We start from the raw sequence: 17,093 nt of genomic DNA, 5'->3' as shown, positions 1-17,093 counted from the left end.
TCTTTACAAATGAACAAACAGTCTGGAGGCAGCCTATGAAACGAGTATCCGTGGAGCTGATTCCCCGTGATGAGGAGACTTTGCGCGGCGAATTACAGCTTCTGAAGCAGTATGAAGGCAAGATTGATGTCATCAATATCCCTGACTTACTGCGGTTTGACACCCGCAGCTGGGAAGGTTCGGCAATTGCCCAGGAGTATTTTGCCATGTCCATGCCCCATATCCGCGCCATGGATATCGACCTCGACAAAGAGCTGCCCATGAAGGATTATTTGCGGGAAAAGGGCATCAAGGAAGTGCTGGTGGTGCAGGGCGATCCGCCCCAGCGCATGACGCACGAGGTTTATCCCACGGAGTCCACGGATGTCATCCGCAAGTTCCGGGAGGAGATGCCGGAAGTGAAGGTCTATGCGGGCATTGACCAGTACAGAAGTTCCATGCGCCATGAGCTCTACCGTACCCGCCGCAAGGTGCAGGCCGGGGCAGCCGGGTTCTTTACTCAGCCGTTCTTCGATATGCGTATGCTGGAAATGTATATGGATATGCTCGATGGCCTCGATGTGTACTGGGGCGTGTCGCCGGTGGTCACGCCTGCATCCCAGAGCTATTGGGAACGCAAGAACAACGTCATCTTCCCCAAGAGCTTCAATCCCACGCTGGAGTGGAGCGTGGATTTCTCCCGTCAGGTCATGGAAATGGCGGACAAGGCAGAGGCCAATGTGTATCTGATGCCCATCAAGACCAATCTGGAAGAGTATTTGGCAGGCGTTTTCGCCTGATATTATGTGTGTATTTAGGAGAGTGAATCATGTTTAAGATTCTGAAAAAGGAAGAGCTGTCTCCCAGCGTCTTCTCCATGGATATCGAAGCCCAGCGTGTGGCAAAGAAATGTCTGGCCGGTCAGTTCATCATCCTGCGTGTGGACGAGGAAGGTGAGCGCATTCCTCTGACCATCGCAAACTTTGATCGCGAAAAAGGCATCATCAACATCGTGTTCCAGGTAATCGGTGCCTCCACCATGGCTCTGGCTGCCAAAGAAGCTGGTGACACCATCGTGGACTTTGCCGGCCCGCTTGGTCAGCCGTCTGAAATCAAGAAATTCGACGGCACGGTTGTCGTCGTGGGCGGCGGTATCGGCGTTGCTCCGACTTTCCCGATTGCCCGCGCCATGAAGGAAGCAGGCAACAAGGTCATTGCCATCATGGGCGCCAAGACCAAGGATATCTTGATCATGGAAAAGGAAATGTCCGAAGTGACCGACGAAATCCTGATCACCACCGATGACGGTTCACGTGGCATCAAGGGCTTTGTTACCTATGCCGTGCAGGAACTCGTGGATCGCGGTGAGAAGATTGCTCAGATTACGGCTATCGGCCCGGTCATCATGATGAAGAGCGTGGCTGATGCCACCCGTGAAATGGGCATTCCGACGGTCGTGAGCCTGAACCCCATCATGGTAGATGGTACGGGCATGTGTGGCGGCTGCCGTGTAACTGTAGGCGACGAGACGAAGTTTGCCTGCGTGGATGGCCCGGAATTTGATGGTCACAAGGTGGACTTCCCTGAACTCATGAGCCGCCAGCGCATGTACCGCGACATGGAGGCCGAGGAAAAAGATCATATTTGCCGCATTGGTTTGGGGAGGAAATAAACGATGGCTTTGTCTTTGAAGAAACATGAAATGCCGGTGCAGGACCCCAAGGTCCGCGCCCATAACTTTGATGAAGTGGCTTTAGGCTATGATGAGGAAACGGCGGTAGCCGAAGCAGAGCGCTGCCTGCACTGCAAGGTGCCCCAGTGCCGCAAGGGCTGCCCGGTGTCCGTTGACATTCCCGAGTTCATCGGCAAGATCAAGGAACGCGATTTTGACGGTGCCATTGAGAAAATCAAGGAAGCCAACGCTCTGCCCGCAGTCTGCGGTCGCGTCTGCCCGCAGGAAAACCAGTGCGAGAAATACTGCGTGCTGGCCAAGAAGGGCGAATCCGTCGGCATTGGCCGTCTCGAGCGCTATGTGGCTGACCGCTATATGGCCAAGAATGAAGAAGTGAAGCCCATCGAATATGCCGCTGATGCCCAGAAAGTTGCCGTCATCGGTTCCGGCCCTTCCGGCCTGTCCTGTGCTGGCGACCTGGCCAAGAAGGGCTACAAGGTAACGGTATTCGAAGCCCTGCACAAAGCAGGCGGTGTACTGTCCTACGGCATTCCTGAATTCCGTCTGCCGAAGGATGACGTAGTAAAGAAGGAAATCGACAATATTGCCAAGCTCGGCGTGAAGTTCGAGCTGAACTCTGTAGCTGGCCGCCTGTTCACGGTGGACGAGCTCATGGAAGAAGAAGGCTTTGATGCTGTGTTCATCGGCACTGGTGCCGGCCTGCCCCGTTTCCAGGGCATCCCGGGCGAAAGCCTCAGCGGCGTTTACTCTGCCAACGAGTTCCTGACGCGTTGCAACCTCATGAAGGCTTATAAGTTCCCGGAATACGCTACGCCAATCAAGATTGGCAAGCATGTAGCCGTCATCGGCGGCGGCAACGTGGCCATGGATGCGGCCCGCACGGCTCTGCGTCTGGGGGCTGAGAAGGTCTACATCGTCTATCGCCGCAGCGAGGCGGAACTGCCTGCCCGCAAGGAAGAAGTCGAGCATGCAAAAGAAGAGGGGATTGAATTCAAACTCCTCAACAACCCGGTTGAGATTTTAGGGGATGAGAACGGCTGGGTTAGCGGCATGCGCTGCATCAAGATGGAACTGGGCGAGCCTGATGAATCCGGCCGTCGCCGTCCGGTAGCTGTACCGGGTTCCGAATTCAATCTGGAAGTGGAAACGGTCATCGTGTCCATCGGCACGGGCCCGAACCCGATTATCTCCCAGACCACGCCGGGTCTCGATACCACGAAGCGCGGCAATATCGCCGCTGACGAGGAAACGGGCGCTACTTCCAAGCCGGGTGTATTCGCCGGTGGTGATATCGTCACGGGCGCTGCTACGGTAATCCTCGCCATGGGCGCTGGCCGCAAGGCAGCTGCCGCTATTGACGAATATCTGAAAAGCAAGCGCTAAGCGTTAATTGAATAAAAAATGGGGAATCCACCTGGGCCTACGCTCAGGTGGATTTATCCGTTTTTTATTCGATTGATGAAAGTTATTTAAGTTAAAAAAGAAGGAACGATGGATTTATGATGAACTTTGCGGCCATTGACTTTGAAACGGCCACGGGCTGCCGCAATTCGGCCTGCAGTGTGGCTGTCACCGCCGTGGAAGATGGCAGGATGAAGGATGTGTACTACTCGCTGATTCAGCCGCCCATGAATAAGTACAATTACTTTAATATACAAATTCATGGCATTACGCCTAACGACACAAAAAATGCGCCGACCTTTGCCGAAATCTGGCCGGAACTGAAAGAACATCTGGAAGGGAAAATCGTGGTGGCGCATAATGCCCGTTTTGATATGGGGGTGTTAAGCGCCTGTCTGGCAGCCGATGGCCTGCCAGCGCCGGATTTTGCCTACTGCGATACGGTGGCTATCGCCCGTAAGGCATGGCCCTTCTTGGAGAATCACAAGCTGGATACGGTAGGTACGCATCTGCATATTGATTTTCAGCATCATAATGCCATGGATGATGCACGCACCTGTGCGGCGATTCCGCTGGCTGCGGGACAGGAATTAAAAGAGGATTCTTTGGAGTCCTTGGCGAAAAGACTGGGTATAAATGTGTGTGTATTTGGGTAACAAAACTGTTACAATAAATCTGTATAAACTTATGCAGGTAGAAGTTGTGTTCTAATGTGAACAAGATAAATATGTACAAGTCAAAATAGAGTAGCACATATTTACAAGTAAATTCTCTAATTTGCTAAGTATTGCCTCTTTAATGCCGTCTTTCATGATATAATTTATCATAAGAAAGGTGGTGAGATGAAAAATGCAGAGAGCAATAAAGATAAGGCTTTTGCCGACTAAGGAGCAGGAAATTCTTTTCTGGAAAAGTGCTGGCACTGACCGCTGGGCATACAACTACTTTCTTGATGCTAATGAACAGGCATACAAGGAAGGTCGGCGTATTACCGAGAGCGAGGTCAGGAAGTACATCAATAACGTGCTGAAAAAGACAACACATACATGGCTGAAAGAAGTCGGTAGCAATGTCATGAAACAGGGTGTTAAAGATGCGGCACTGGCACTCAAGAGATATATCAAAGGCATATCGGGCAAGCCTAAGTTCAAGAGCCGCAGAAAAAGCAAAATCAGTTTCTACGTCAACTACGAGAGCTTGAAACGAACAGAGAACGGCTTTCAAGGTGAGAAAATTGGTATTGTAAAGACTGCATCGGCACTGCCGAAAATAGCCAAGGACAAGAAATATGCAAACCCGCATATCTCATTTGATGGTAAACATTGGTATTTGTCTGTTGGCTACGAGGTAGAGCAGAAAGAGATTGAACTAACAGGCGAGAGTCTGGGCATTGACCTTGGCGTGAAGGAACTGGCTGTTGTTTCCAACCAGGATGCAAGCAGGACGAAGTTCTACAAGAACATCAATAAGTCTGCAGAAGTCAGGCGTTTGGAAAGAAAATTGCGGAGAGAACAAAGAAAAGCCTCCCGCAAACTGGAAGCCAATACCAAGAGCCATGATAAAAAACGCCGTCTGAGATGGAAGAGACCGCTCCGAGAGTGCAGGAACATACAAAAGCAGAATAGAAAAATACGGCTTCTGCACAAAAGGCTGGCAGACATCCGCACGGATTATCTTCATCAGACAACGGCTGAGATAGTGAAAAACAAGCCATCTCAGATAGTCATGGAAAATTTAAATGTCAAAGGCATGATGAAGAACAAACATCTGGCAGAGGCTATCGCCAAGCAAAAATTCTATGAATTTAAGCGGCAGATTCAGTACAAGGCTGAAATGTACGGCATAAAGGTCGTAGAAGTAGACAGGTGGTATGCAAGCTCCAAAACTTGCAGTCATTGCGGTCACATTAAGAGTGATTTGAAACTTTCTGACCGTATCTATGTCTGCCCTATATGCGGAGCCAAGCTGGACAGGGATTTAAATGCTGCCATTAACTTAGCAAATTACAAAGCAGCTTAGGAAAATTCACTTTCAAGAAAACCTAAGTATGTACCTATCGCTACTAGGGAATTTAAGCCTGTGGAGCGTTATATCAAACGAGAGTAGCTGGTTCTTCGGAACAGCAAAATCGGACGCAAAGAATCAGGAAGATAAACCGTGAGGTTATCACAGTGTAAATATGTGTAATTCTGTATAGATTTGTATATATTTATCGTAGCGGAGAAAGGGGTATCGAAGATGATTCTGGTCAGTGCTTGCTTACTGGGGCATAAGGTAAAATTCAGTGGGGGTGCCAACACCCATGAGCTGTTGTTAAAATACAATGAACGGGGGCGGTTTATTGCCGTATGTCCCGAATGTTTCGCCATGTTGCCATGCCCAAGGCCCGCGATGGAGATTCAGGGCGGTAGTGGGAAAAAAGTCCTCACGGGCAAGGCGAAGGCTGTGGATGAAAACGGTATGGACACCACACAGTATCTGCTGACGGGAGCCGACAAGGTGCTCAAAATCGCCGAAGCCTACCATGCGAAAGTCGCCATTCTCAAAGAAGGCAGCCCCTCCTGCGGCGTCAAAAAAGTACACAGCGGCAATTTTGATGGCAAGAAAATCAAAGGCCAGGGCGTAACCACGGCCCTGCTGCAGAAACATGGCATTACCGTGTATTCCGAGAAAGATATGACAGTGGGACGGCTCGAAGAACTGATTGCTGAGGATGCGAAGAGAGACAGAATATGATTACCACGACTTGAGGGCGAGGAAAAAGGCGCGGGGCAGGCGGGGATGACTCGCGTCCGCTGAGACGGGGAGCTAAACTTATTTTTTGCTCTTAATTAAGTATCGTGAAAAGCAAAAACTCGCTGCGCTCAAACAGTATGCTTTTCACGATAGGACAGCGGTATGGCAAAAAATAAGTTCTTAACGCTCCCCGCCCCACGCTCCCGCCAGCCATCCCCGCCTGCCCAACTTAGTGCCATCGAACATATAGTCTCTCCATAAGGGGGAGTGTTAAACCTCTCATAGTGCGATTATACACAACTACTTTTGTATGAAAAATTATAAGAGGTGAATTGAAATGTTTGATTTTCTAAAATCAAAGCCTAAAAAGAAATGGCATATAATTGAAAGGCCAAATGAAAGTAGAGAATATCTTCAAGGTTGGTCTATTGCTGGCAAAAATTTGCAAGCCTTATTTAATAAAGAGAATAATAAATTACCCAATCCATATCAAGGTTTTTGCTGGCTTAGGACACAAATAATAAGCCCTACATTTGATTCTATGAATTTTAGATATAAAAATAGGGTGTTTTCAGTGCTGGTTGATTTGATTTCAGAGGGAAATAAGTCTTTTTTTAGTAATTTAAGACCGTATGATTCATTAATACCCCATGACTTAAAGGTACATCAGTTAGAAGTATGCAAGAAAAATGATATTATTCCGTGTTTGTTTAGAATTGAAATGGATAGTATGCAACCTTTAGAAGATGGGTGGAATTTAATTAACACAGAAACTGGTAAAAAGGTAGTACCTACAGATATCACAGGAGATGAATTACATGCTGTGTCAGAGTGGGAATTATTGAATTGGGGAATTTCTATTGTTATTGCGGAATTAAAAAAGAAAGGGAATAAGATTCTGTCGTTCACAGATATGCCGGGGATTATGCCGCAATTATGGTTTGAAGATATAGAAGGGAGAAAGTGTTGGGTACAAGTAATTGTTAATAGACCAATGGAGATGTTCGCAGATTCAAATACCTTGCCACAAGAATACAAAGGATATATAGCTGGTGTGATGATAAGACCAACAGCGGAAAATAAGATTTTATATCGTTCACAACAAGCAGATATAGAATTTTTAGGGATTAGGGGAATTGAAAATGTGAGGTAATGTATGATTTTATACCATGGTAGCAATATTGTTGTTCGCGAACCTAAAATACTGAAATCCCAGAGATTTTTGGACTTCGGAGCAGGCTTTTATCTTACCAGTGATTTTGAGCAGGCGCAAAAGTGGGCAGTTCGTACAACGGCTCGGCGTGAAAATGGGACACCTGTGGTATCTGTCTTTGAAATTGGCGATAATTATGCTGAAGTGGTAAAAGTGTTGAAATTTACCAAGCCAGACAAGGAGTGGCTGCGGTATATAACGGCGCACCGCACAGGTAATCCGCCTGTGGATGATTACGATATAGTGGTGGGGCCTGTGGCTAATGACCAGGCCATTCGTACTGTCAACAACTACTTGAAGGGCTATTTTCCTGAGGATGTGGCCATTCAACTGTTATTACCGCAAAAATTAAAAGATCAGTATCTGTTTCGCACAGAAAAGGCGTTGCAACTATTGGTCTTTAAGGAGGGACGGCAGGTATGAAGCGATTAGACCCGGATATTCTCGATTATTACAATGAAGCTGTCGTCAATATGTTGGTGGAGAAATATGGTTACAGCTATATGGAAGCCTTGCAAAAGTTTGTCCAGTCCAAGACCCATGAGATGTTGGAGAATGAGGACTGTGGCATGACGGAATTTGGGGCAGGCGCGATTCTGGAAATTTGGGAAGCGGAGAAAATAACTGGTGACCCGCGCAATTCGGTTTATATTCGAGGTGAGTAGTATGACCGAGGAAATGAAGTTCTTTATGTACTTGTTGGAATATTATGCTGACCACAAGAAACGGAAAACCGGCGAGGTACTGGCGGAGTGGGACAGCAAGGGGATAACGAAGCGGATATATGACAATTACTGGTTGTACCATACAGAGGCCATTGAAAATGCCTTTGCGGATATTGACAGTTTGTTAAAGACAGGCAAGCCTGCATGGTGATGGAAGCTTGCGTAGTGGCATAATCCCTCGTAATATGGCATAATGTTAAGGGGGAGGGGATTATTATGTCAAATGTGAAGATTGTGTTTTCCGATATTGACGGTACAGTTCTGACCAGTCAGCATGAAGTGACAAGTCAGACGAAAGAGGCGGTCAAGAAGCTGGTGGCGAAGGATATTCCTTTTGTGTTGGTGTCAGCGCGGATGCCGGAGGCGATTTATCCAATTACCGGGGATATGGGGATAAAGATGCCGATCATCTGTTACAGCGGGGCTTATGTGCTGGACAGAGAGGGGCAGGAGCTGGCCGGCACTTATATGGAAGCAGATTCTGTGCAGAAGCTGTTGGCGGAGATTGCGGAACAGTTCCCTGCAGTTACGGTGAATTTCTATAGCGGCCATCACTGGTATGTGACGGATAAGGCGGATGCGCGTGTTAAGCGGGAGGAAGATATCACCTCGGCGCAGGCGGAGCAGGCAGATTTTGCAGCGCTGTTGCAGCAGGGCATCTTGCCGCATAAGATCCTGTTGATGGCCGAGCCGGAGGATAATGTTGCGGCGGAGAAGTATTTCCAGCAGCATTATCCGCAGTTCCAGGTAGCGCGTTCCTCAGATATCCTGCTGGAAATTATGGACGGCAGGGTGTCCAAGGCGGCAGGCATTGCTGTGCTCCTGCAGCATTATGGTTTGGACAAGTCAGAGGCGCTTTCCTTTGGCGACAATTATAATGATCTGGCCATGCTCGAATACACGGGCATGAGCGTAGCAATGGGCAATGCTCCCGCTGATGTGAAAGCCGTGGCCAAGGCCGTAACTGCCAGCAATAACGACAGTGGCATCGCAGTGTTTTTGACGGCACAAAAAATAATTTAAACTTTTTTTGAAAAAAGTTTAAAAAAGGGGTTGCATTCTCCGGAAAAGTGTCGTATAATAACTTTCGTTGGTGAGACACACCAAGGAATTCCCCGATAGTTCAGCCGGTAGAACGGTGGACTGTTAATCCATATGTCGCAGGTTCGAATCCTGCTCGGGGAGCCATGGCGCGTTGGTCAAGTGGTTAAGACACCGCCCTTTCACGGCGGCTTCATGGGTTCGAATCCCATACGCGTCACCATTTCGGGCGATTAGCTCAGCTGGGAGAGCGCCTGCCTTACAAGCAGGATGTCAGCAGTTCGATCCTGTTATCGCCCACCATTTGAAATTTAAGCTGCCGCAAGGCAGCTTTTTTGTTACAAAAAATTGCGGGAGGGATTTGAGTATGACTACAGAGGAACGCCGGGCAGAGGTCTTGCGGCGTCTGCAGGGGGCTGTGCAGCCATTGACAGGGACGAGACTTTCCCGGGAAATGGGCGTCAGCCGTCAGATTATTGTTGGCGATATCAGCATCCTGCGGGCTGAGGGGCAGAAGATCTATGCCACGCCCCGAGGTTATTTCATGATGCAGGAGGAAAAACATGACAGCCAGCAGCTGCATACCCTGATCTGCAAGCATACGGCCGAGGATATGGAAACGGAACTCAATGCCATTGTGGATAACGGTGGTGCGGTCATGGATGTGATTGTCGAGCATCCCGTTTATGGTCCGCTGAAAAGCGATCTGCTGCTCACAAGCCGTCGCGATATCAAGAATTTCATCAGCAAGATGAAAAAATGCCAGGCAACACCATTGCTGGTGGTGACTGGCGGTGTGCACCTTCATACGGTGCGGGTACCCGATGAGGAAGCTTTGTCAGCCATCAAGGATGAGTTGCGCTCCACAGGAATCCTGGTAGAGGATTGAAGTCCCAGACGGTCAGCTTCGCCGGCGGTCATTTCCACGACGCCCCAGGCCCCGGGACACCAGGCAAGGCCTATCCAGGGCTTGACATTGCGACTGATCTTGAGGATGTTCATATCCTTGTCCACCCAGATCGCATCGATGGCAAAGCGCATGAAGCACATGTGGATGCTGCTGCAGGGAGCAATCAGCAGGCCTTTGCCTGCGGGAAGTTCCTTCCGCAGCATCAGTCCGCGGAAGCGGCGGAAAAAGGTATCGGCTGTTTCCATTTGTAATTTCATGATATCACCGTCTATATAAAGAAGTTGTTGACCTTATTATAAGGCAATAACTTCTTTTTTGTAAAATCCTTAAAATGCGGTATAATGAACCTTGTGTGATTCTATTGTGAGGACGATTTCAATGTCATTTATCGAAGCAGAAAATCTGACGCATGTCTATGGGCAGGGGTCGGAGCAGGAGTTCACTGCCTTGCAGGGTGTGAGTTTTCATATTGAGGCCGGAGAATTCGTGGCGATCTTGGGTGCCAATGGCTCTGGCAAATCCACGCTGGCCCGTCATCTGAACGGTCTCTTATTGCCGACAAGCGGTGTCTGCCGTGTCGCAGGCATGGATACCCGCAAACCGCAGGAAGTCTGGCAGATTCGCCGGCAGGTGGGGATGGTGTTCCAGAATCCTGATAATCAGCTGATTGCGGGAGTCGTGGAAGATGATGTGGCTTTTGGCCCCGAAAATCTGGGCATGGAGCCGGCGAAAATCCGGGCACAGGTAAAGATGGCCTTGCAGGCTGTGGGCATGGAAGAATTCCGCAAGTTTGCCCCGCATCTGTTGTCTGGCGGCCAGAAACAGCGGGTGGCCATTGCCGGAGCTTTGGCGATGGATACGAAGTGCCTGATCCTTGATGAAGCCACAGCCATGCTTGATCCGCAGGGACGCCGGGAAGTCATGGATACCGTGGAACGGTTGCATCAGCAGCGAGGACTGACGCTTTTGTGCATCACGCATTTCATGGACGAGGCTGCCCGGGCTGACCGGGTGCTGGTGATGGAGCATGGCCGGCTGGTACAGCAGGGGCCCCCGGCAGAAATATTTGCCGATGCGCCGAAGCTCCACCGATTAGGTTTGGCAGTGCCGCTGGCTGTGGAAATAGCCTGGCATCTGCGGCAGGGCGGCATGCAGCTACCCAAGGATATCCTGACCAATGATGATTTAGTTGCCGCGCTGGAGGCTCGTTATGTCCATTGAACTGAGAAATGTAAAGTATATCTATATGCCCAAGACGCCCTATGAGCGCATTGCGCTGGATGACGTGAATCTGACCATTGAAGAGGGAAGCTTCACGGCCATTGCAGGCCATACCGGTTCGGGCAAATCTACTCTGGTTCAGCACTTGAACGGCTTGTTGCAGCCGGCAGCCGGAGAGGTGCTGGTGGATGGTGTCAATATCAACGCCGGAGATAAGGAAGGCAGAATCAAGGCCTGGCATGCCCGCCAGCAGGTAGGTATGGTCTTTCAGTATGCGGAAACCCAGCTTTTTGAGGAAACCATCGCGCAGGATATTGCCTTTGGCCCGCGCAATCAGGGCCTTGACGAGAATGAGGTCGGGGAGCGCGTACGGCAGGCTATGGAACTGGTGGGGCTGGATTACCAGAAGTTCAGGGATATGTCACCTTTTGCCTTGAGCGGCGGTCAGATGCGCCGGGTGGCAATGGCCGGTGTGCTGGCGATGCGGCCGAAATACCTGGTTCTCGATGAACCGGCGGCAGGACTCGATCCCCGCGGGCGGGATGAGCTGATGGCTGAAATCCAGCGCCTGCATAAGAAGTGGAAACTCACCATTGTCTTTGTCTCTCATAGCATGGAAGACATCGCCAAAATGGCCGATAAGATGGTGGTGATGCAAGGCGGGAAGCTGCGGGCCGCAGGCAGCCCTGCTGAAATCTTTGCGCAGGATGATTTATTGCAGGAAACGGGCCTCGAAAAGCCGCAGATCATGCAGATACTGGCGCAGTTGCAGCAGGCAGGCCTGCCGGTGGATACGCGTGCCATCACCCCGGAGGCGGGGCTGAGATCCCTTAGGGAGGTGTTCCATCTATGCTGAATAATATCATGATTGGGCAGTATTTTCCCGGGGATTCTTTTCTACATCGAATGGATGCCCGTGTGAAGATACTGTTGCTGCTTATCCTGCTGATGGAGGTTTTTGTCTTTACCAGCGCGCCGGTCTATAGTGCCTTGATCGTATTGACGCTGGCGCTGATCCTGTTTTCCGGTGTGCCCCTGCGCATGGTATTGCGCTCGTTGAAGCCTCTGTGGTGGATTATCCTTTTTACCTTTGTGTTGCATCTGTTCAGCCATCCTGGCAAGGAACTTTGCCGGGTCTGGCAGTTTGCCATCACGCAGGAAGGGGTGGCGCAGGGAACCTTGATCAGCGTGCGGCTGATGCTTTTGATTGTGTTGAGCACTTTGCTGACTTTCACCACCAGTCCGCTGAAACTTACCGATGCGCTGGAAAGCCTGTTATCGCCCTTCAAGAAAGTTGGCCTGCCGGCCCATGAACTGGCGATGATGATGACCATTGCCCTGCGGTTCATTCCGACGCTGATCAGTGAAACGGATAAGATCATGAAGGCGCAGCAGTCGCGTGGGGCGGATTTTGTGACGGGCAGCGTCCTGTCGCGCCTCAAAAATATGGTGCCGATATTGGTGCCGTTGTTTCTGTCGGCTTTCCGCCGGGCAGATGACCTGGCCATGGCAATGGAGGCCAGATGTTATCGGGGCGGTGCCGGCCGTACCCGCATGAAGGAAATGAAGCTGGCAAGGCTGGATTATATATCCCTGGTGGTCTTTGCTGTGCTCAGTCTGGGATTAGGAGTAGGTTTCTATCGATGAAGACAGAACATAAAGAAGAAATGAAGGCTCGCAGGCGGAATATTGCCTTGACCGTAGCTTATGATGGCACGGCCTATCATGGCTTCCAGCGTCAAAGTCCGCCCGTGGTGGCGGTGCAGAATGTGTTGGAGCGCAAGCTGGCGGTTATCTTTGGTGATACCATTGAACTGGCGGCGTCAGGCCGCACGGATGCCGGTGTCCATGCCTATGGGCAGGTGGTGAATTTCTTCACCAATGGGAGCATTCCCATCGATAAGGTGCCCATGGCGGCCAACAGCCTGTTGCCGGATGATATCGTGGTGAAGGAGGCCTGGGAGGCGGATTTTGACTTCAGTGCCCGCCATAGTGCCAAGGCCAAGACTTATGTCTATCGCATCCAGCAGGGGGCAACGCCCAATCCGCTGACTGCCCGTTATGCCTGGTACGAGCGCCGTCCATTGGATGTAGGGCTGATGCAAGCGGCTTTGGATATGCTGAAAGGAAAGCACGACTTCAGCGCCTTTCGGGCTGCGGGCGGTGCGCCCATGAGTCCGGTACGTACCATCTATGAAGCCAAAGTTGAGGAAAAGCCGGGAGATTTGCTGGAATTCACCATCTATGGCAACGGCTTCCTCTACCATATGGTAAGGAACATCATTGGCACGGTTGCCAATGTAGGACTGGGGCGCATCAGTCTCGAACGATTTGCGGAGATCTTTGCCAGCCTGGATAGAGGCCAGGCAAGCGCTACGGCGCCTGCCTGCGGCTTGTATCTCTATCATGTGGAATATTGAAGACGCGCCGAGTTATGGTTCAGGTATGAGCAGTTCCTGTCTTTGTCGCAGCAGTTTGGCCAGCAGTGCCCATTCCCGCTGGTTGAAGGCGGTATGGATGGACAAGGTGAGATGGCCGCTGGTGACAATTTTCACCGGCAGGTTGGTAATCAGAATATCATAGCCTTCATAAGGGGCAGCGAATTTTATGTGGAAATCATCCCGGAAACGAGAGATGATTTCCTTTTTTATTTTCTCTTCGTAGATGGGGCCGTAATCGGTCAGCAGGGCCAGCCGGATGATAGGTTCTCCGGCAGCCAGATCGAAGTACTGGCTGCAGAGCAGGATATAATGGGGGAGCAGATAGCGTTCATCGGCAAAACAGCGGCCGCAGGAATGCGGGGCAAGCGAGGCAAAGAGCTTGTCCATGCGCTGGGCAAAGGCCGGGAAGTCCTGCCGATAGCTTTTCAGGAACGGATAGCGCTCCAGCAGGTCCGAGCTGCCCCGCAGCAGTGCTCCATGGAAATGGAGCCGATGGAGCTTCAGCCGGAAGCTCGGCGAGCCCATGCCCATCCATTGGGGAAAGTGACGGGCGAAGACCGCCAGAAAATGGTCGGTGGCAGTGAGCGGCAGGCAATCGAATCCCCGGGCATCACGGGCGGCGGCAAAGAGGCGCTGCTGGACATTCATGCCAAAGGGAAAGGCGTGGAGCAGGTAGAAGACAAACTGGCATTCCGCCTGACAGATGGGCAGGTGCAGCCGCTGGAAAAAGCGTTCAATCGCCGGCAGGGCGGTATGATAGGCTTCGTTATCAAGGCCGAGTTCTGCTGGCAGCGGCTCGGTCAGGCAATGGCGCAGGCTCAGGCGATGGGCGCTGATAGCCAGCCAATAGGAAAAATGCTTGCGGTCGCTGATGGACATGGGCGCATCCAGTGCTCCCAGAATGTCATCGATGGTGTTCATCACGAGTTGGCGGGCAATTCCCGGAAAAGGCCAGCCATAGCCGCGGTAGATCTGCAGATAGAAATTATTGTAGAAGTAGCGGATCTGCATCTCTTCACCGGTAAGGCGCATATCTGCGGCATCGAGATTGAGGGAAAAAGCCATGAGTGTCTGGCGCATAGGGGAAAGGCTGCGATAGAGAGAGGCAGGACTGACAAAATGCGTCAGGCAAAAAGCAGTAGTGGTATCGGTAGTCTCCAGAAAGAGGCTGTGAAAGAAGTCATAGGTCAGAGATTTCTGAGCAAATTGGGTATAGATGCTGTGGATATTCAGCCAGGGGGCGCGATGCAGGCGGATTCCAAAGGCTGCACTGCGTTCGATGGACAGTTCTTCGGGCGGGAATCCTTCGAGCTGGGTTGTGAGGCTTTGCAGATATTTGTAGACGGTGCGTTCGGATAGGGCGAGCCGTTCTGCCAGTTCCTGACAGGGAAAATAGCGCTCGTCGGAGTCCAGGAGACTTAAGAGCGCATATTCTTTCTGGAAATTCTTATCGAGGATGGGGAGCATGGGGAGCCTTCTTTCTAAGGGTGTCAAGGGAATTCGCAATTTTTGCCGTATCTTGCGGCAAGTATTGATGAAATAATTGCGGTTCCCTGTGTTAAGCTTATATTCGTCAATCAGGGAACAAGAAAAAGTTACTCCCTATTGTAATGGAAATATATGAATTTGAAAAGAGAGGTTTTGGAAAATGAAATTTTCTCTGCCCTATGACAAAGGGGAAATGACAGCTGAAATTGCCGATGCGAATGTTTTGGCTGTGCTGGAATCCAAGGCTGCAACCTACAAGGCTGACAAGGGCCAGCAGGAACTGGTGGAAGCGTCCCTTGACAATCCTATCGGTTCACCGAGCCTTGAGGAACTGGTGAAAGGCAAGAAGAACATCACCATCATCAGTTCGGACCACACCCGTCCGGTGCCGTCTCATATCACGATGCCGATTTTGTTGCGCCGCATTCGCTCCGTGGAACCGGATGCCAATATCAGCATCCTGATCGCTACGGGCTTCCATCGTCCCTCCACCCATGAGGAACTGGTGAACAAGTATGGTGAGGAAATCGTCAAGAACGAGAACATCGTGATGCATGTTTCCACAGACGATTCTTCCGTGGTCAAGATCGGTACCCTGCCCAGTGGAGGTGCCTGCATCGTGAACCGCACGGCGGTGGAAGCAGATCTGCTGATTGCCGAAGGCTTCATCGAGTCGCATTTCTTCGCTGGCTTCTCCGGCGGCCGTAAGGCTGTGCTGCCGGGCGTGGCTTCCTACAAGACCATCATGGCCAACCACTGCGGCGAATTCATCAACGATCATCATGCCCGCACCGGGAACCTGCTGGATAACCCAATCCACCGGGATATGGTCTATGCTGCCCGCACGGCAGGCCTGAAGTTCATCCTCAATGTCGTGCTCAATGAGGATAAGGAAATCATCGGCTCCTTTGCTGGCGATATGGAACGTGCTCATGAGAAGGGCTGTGAATTCGTAGCTGATCTCGCACATGTGCAGAAGGTACAGGCCGACATCACGGTTTCCACCAATGGCGGCTATCCCCTCGATCAGAACATCTATCAGGCAGTCAAGGGCATGACGGCTGCCGAAGCTGCCAACAAGGAAGGTGGTACCATCATCATGGTGGCAGGCTGTGCAGATGGTCACGGCGGCGAAGGTTTCTACCATAACTTAGCTGATGCCAAGACTCCGCAGGAATTTTTGGATAAAGCTATTGCTACGCCGAGACTGGAGACCATTCCCGACCAGTGGACCTCCCAGATTCTCGCGCGCATCCTGGCCCATCACCGGGTAATCATGGTATCAGATCTGGTGCAGCCAAACCTCATTACGGATATGCATATGGAATTGGCTAAGAGCTTTGATGAAGCTTTGGCGAAGGCTTACAGCTATGAAGGCAATGATGCCAAGGTCGCCGTTATCCCCGATGGTCTGGCCGTTATTGTAGGCTGAGAGAAATGTAAGGACAGGAGTTAGGATTTTTAATGGAACATCAATTATTAGCAGAATTCATGGGCACGGCCCTGATGATTATCTTCGGTATCGGCGTGCACTGTGATGATACGCTGGTAGACACGAAATACAATGGCACGGGCCATATCTTTGCCATCACGACATGGTCTTTCGGCATCACCGTTTCGCTGTATCTCTTTGGTGATGTCTGCATCAACCCTGCCATGGTTGTAGCACAGGCAGTGCTGGGCAATATTCCCTGGGGCATGGTGATCCCCATTTCCCTCGTGGAACTGGCTGGCGGCTTCTTCGGTGCGGCCATCATGTGGTTCTGCTATGCCGACCACTTCAAAGCTTCCGTGGGCAAGATCGATCCGGTGCGCATCCGCAATATCTTCTCCACGACGCCGGGCATCCGCAACCTGCCCCGCAATTTCTTCTGCGAGTTCTTCGCTACCTTCGTGTTCATTTCTGGTATCCTGGGCATCCTGAATGCCTGCAAAGGACCGGAAGCCGTGCTGGCACCGATTGCCATCGGCCTCTTGGTCTGGGCTATCGGCATGGGCATGGGTGGTACGACAGGATTTGCCATGAACCTCGCCCGTGATATGGGGCCGCGCATTGCCCATGCAGTGCTGCCCATTGAGAACAAAGCTGACAATGACTGGCAGTATGGCATCCTCGTACCGGGGATTGCCCCCTTCTTCGGCGCCGCTGTCGCTGCTGTCTTCATGCGGGCGTTCTTCAATATCTGATTTGATTTGCTTGCCATTTGCTTCGCCAAAGGATATTTTCTTCCTTTGGCGAAGTTTG

At 51.0% G+C, this 17,093-nt stretch carries 20 protein-coding genes and 3 tRNA genes; 21 read left to right on the top strand and 2 right to left on the bottom strand.

The annotated features are described in order from the left end of the window. Positions 1-35 precede the first annotated feature (35 nt). The 15 genes from BUB68_RS01705 to BUB68_RS01635 all read left to right on the top strand — a co-directional run bounded on the left by BUB68_RS01705 (position 36) and on the right by BUB68_RS01635 (position 9,677). Positions 36-779, top strand: coding sequence for a methylenetetrahydrofolate reductase (locus BUB68_RS01705; protein ID WP_073088080.1), 744 nt, complete (start codon positions 36-38; stop codon positions 777-779). A 29-nt stretch (positions 780-808) separates the two neighbouring features. Further along, positions 809-1,651, top strand: coding sequence for a sulfide/dihydroorotate dehydrogenase-like FAD/NAD-binding protein (locus tag BUB68_RS01700; protein ID WP_073088079.1), 843 nt, complete (start codon positions 809-811; stop codon positions 1,649-1,651). Between the two features lie 3 nt (positions 1,652-1,654). Continuing rightward, positions 1,655-3,055: an NADPH-dependent glutamate synthase gene (gene gltA, locus BUB68_RS01695; RefSeq protein ID WP_073088078.1), complete on the top strand. Its 1,401-nt coding sequence runs from the start codon at positions 1,655-1,657 to the stop codon at positions 3,053-3,055. 116 nt (positions 3,056-3,171) lie between these two features. Further along, a complete protein-coding gene (locus BUB68_RS01690; RefSeq protein ID WP_081371811.1) occupies positions 3,172-3,729 on the top strand; it encodes a 3'-5' exonuclease in 558 nt (185 codons plus the stop codon). 193 nt (positions 3,730-3,922) lie between these two features. Continuing rightward, on the top strand, positions 3,923-5,092 hold the full coding sequence (locus BUB68_RS01685; RefSeq protein WP_073088077.1) for an RNA-guided endonuclease InsQ/TnpB family protein: 1,170 nt from the start codon (positions 3,923-3,925) through the stop codon (positions 5,090-5,092). Positions 5,093-5,311: 219 nt separating this feature from the next. Next, the gene (locus BUB68_RS01680; protein WP_073088076.1) at positions 5,312-5,809 is read left to right on the top strand and encodes a 2-thiouracil desulfurase family protein; all 498 of its coding nucleotides are present in this window, start codon (positions 5,312-5,314) and stop codon (positions 5,807-5,809) included. Positions 5,810-6,146: 337 nt separating this feature from the next. Then, on the top strand, positions 6,147-6,962 hold the full coding sequence (locus BUB68_RS01675) for a hypothetical protein (protein ID WP_073088075.1): 816 nt from the start codon (positions 6,147-6,149) through the stop codon (positions 6,960-6,962). A gap of 3 nt (positions 6,963-6,965) precedes the next feature. Further along, on the top strand, positions 6,966-7,445 hold the full coding sequence (locus BUB68_RS01670; protein ID WP_073088074.1) for a DUF3990 domain-containing protein: 480 nt from the start codon (positions 6,966-6,968) through the stop codon (positions 7,443-7,445). Further along, positions 7,442-7,687 (top strand): hypothetical protein, encoded by a 246-nt coding sequence (locus BUB68_RS01665; RefSeq protein ID WP_073088073.1) that lies wholly within the window; start codon positions 7,442-7,444, stop codon positions 7,685-7,687. The genes BUB68_RS01670 and BUB68_RS01665 overlap by 4 nt, the downstream gene beginning before the upstream one ends. A gap of 1 nt (position 7,688) precedes the next feature. Further along, complete coding sequence (locus tag BUB68_RS01660) at positions 7,689-7,898, top strand: DUF3791 domain-containing protein (RefSeq protein ID WP_073088072.1); 210 nt, start codon at positions 7,689-7,691, stop codon at positions 7,896-7,898. A gap of 65 nt (positions 7,899-7,963) precedes the next feature. Further along, entirely contained in the window at positions 7,964-8,770 is an 807-nt protein-coding gene (locus BUB68_RS01655; RefSeq protein WP_073088071.1) for a Cof-type HAD-IIB family hydrolase, read from the top strand. A gap of 89 nt (positions 8,771-8,859) precedes the next feature. Further along, positions 8,860-8,935: transfer RNA gene (locus tag BUB68_RS01650), tRNA-Asn, on the top strand. Between the two features lies 1 nt (position 8,936). Beyond that, a tRNA-Glu gene (locus tag BUB68_RS01645) sits at positions 8,937-9,011 on the top strand. A 4-nt stretch (positions 9,012-9,015) separates the two neighbouring features. Next, a tRNA-Val gene (locus BUB68_RS01640) sits at positions 9,016-9,091 on the top strand. Between the two features lie 64 nt (positions 9,092-9,155). Continuing rightward, a complete protein-coding gene (locus BUB68_RS01635) occupies positions 9,156-9,677 on the top strand; it encodes a transcription repressor NadR (protein WP_073088070.1) in 522 nt (173 codons plus the stop codon). Here BUB68_RS01635 and BUB68_RS01630 read toward each other — a convergent pair. Then, a complete protein-coding gene (locus BUB68_RS01630; protein WP_073088069.1) occupies positions 9,593-9,955 on the bottom strand; it encodes a DUF192 domain-containing protein in 363 nt (120 codons plus the stop codon). The genes BUB68_RS01635 and BUB68_RS01630 overlap by 85 nt on opposite strands. A 121-nt stretch (positions 9,956-10,076) precedes the next feature. On the opposite strand from BUB68_RS01630, the gene BUB68_RS01625 reads away from it, so the two are divergent. The 4 genes from BUB68_RS01625 to truA are packed head-to-tail and all read left to right on the top strand — an operon-like array spanning position 10,077 to position 13,339. Beyond that, positions 10,077-10,919, top strand: a complete 843-nt coding sequence (locus BUB68_RS01625; RefSeq protein WP_073088068.1) for an energy-coupling factor transporter ATPase — start codon at positions 10,077-10,079, stop codon at positions 10,917-10,919. Beyond that, complete coding sequence (locus BUB68_RS01620; protein ID WP_073088067.1) at positions 10,909-11,775, top strand: energy-coupling factor transporter ATPase; 867 nt, start codon at positions 10,909-10,911, stop codon at positions 11,773-11,775. Before BUB68_RS01625 ends, BUB68_RS01620 begins: the two co-directional genes overlap by 11 nt. Next, the gene (locus BUB68_RS01615; protein ID WP_073088066.1) at positions 11,769-12,566 is read left to right on the top strand and encodes an energy-coupling factor transporter transmembrane component T family protein; all 798 of its coding nucleotides are present in this window, start codon (positions 11,769-11,771) and stop codon (positions 12,564-12,566) included. The genes BUB68_RS01620 and BUB68_RS01615 overlap by 7 nt, the downstream gene beginning before the upstream one ends. After that, positions 12,563-13,339 carry a tRNA pseudouridine(38-40) synthase TruA gene (truA, locus tag BUB68_RS01610; protein WP_073088065.1) on the top strand — a complete coding sequence of 259 codons (777 nt, stop codon included), beginning with the start codon at positions 12,563-12,565 and terminating at the stop codon, positions 13,337-13,339. Before BUB68_RS01615 ends, truA begins: the two co-directional genes overlap by 4 nt. Before the next feature lie 12 nt (positions 13,340-13,351). Here truA and BUB68_RS01605 read toward each other — a convergent pair whose 3' ends face one another. Continuing rightward, positions 13,352-14,827 carry an AcpB/EbpR/MafR family transcriptional regulator gene (locus BUB68_RS01605; RefSeq protein WP_073088064.1) on the bottom strand — a complete coding sequence of 492 codons (1,476 nt, stop codon included), beginning with the start codon at positions 14,825-14,827 and terminating at the stop codon, positions 13,352-13,354. A gap of 181 nt (positions 14,828-15,008) precedes the next feature. On the opposite strand from BUB68_RS01605, the gene larA reads away from it, so the two are divergent. Both larA and larD read left to right on the top strand, forming a co-directional pair. Next, positions 15,009-16,280 (top strand): nickel-dependent lactate racemase, encoded by a 1,272-nt coding sequence (gene larA, locus BUB68_RS01600; protein WP_073088063.1) that lies wholly within the window; start codon positions 15,009-15,011, stop codon positions 16,278-16,280. 32 nt (positions 16,281-16,312) lie between these two features. Beyond that, on the top strand, positions 16,313-17,035 hold the full coding sequence (gene larD, locus BUB68_RS01595) for a D/L-lactic acid transporter LarD (RefSeq protein ID WP_073088062.1): 723 nt from the start codon (positions 16,313-16,315) through the stop codon (positions 17,033-17,035). Positions 17,036-17,093: the final 58 nt, after the last annotated feature.

The sequence above is a fragment of the Pseudoselenomonas ruminantium genome, from assembly GCF_900142515.1.
Classification (GTDB): domain Bacteria; phylum Bacillota; class Negativicutes; order Selenomonadales; family Selenomonadaceae; genus Selenomonas_A; species Selenomonas_A ruminantium_D.
The sequence above is the reverse complement of the archived record's forward strand: the minus strand, read 5'-3'. Positions and strand labels throughout refer to the sequence as shown.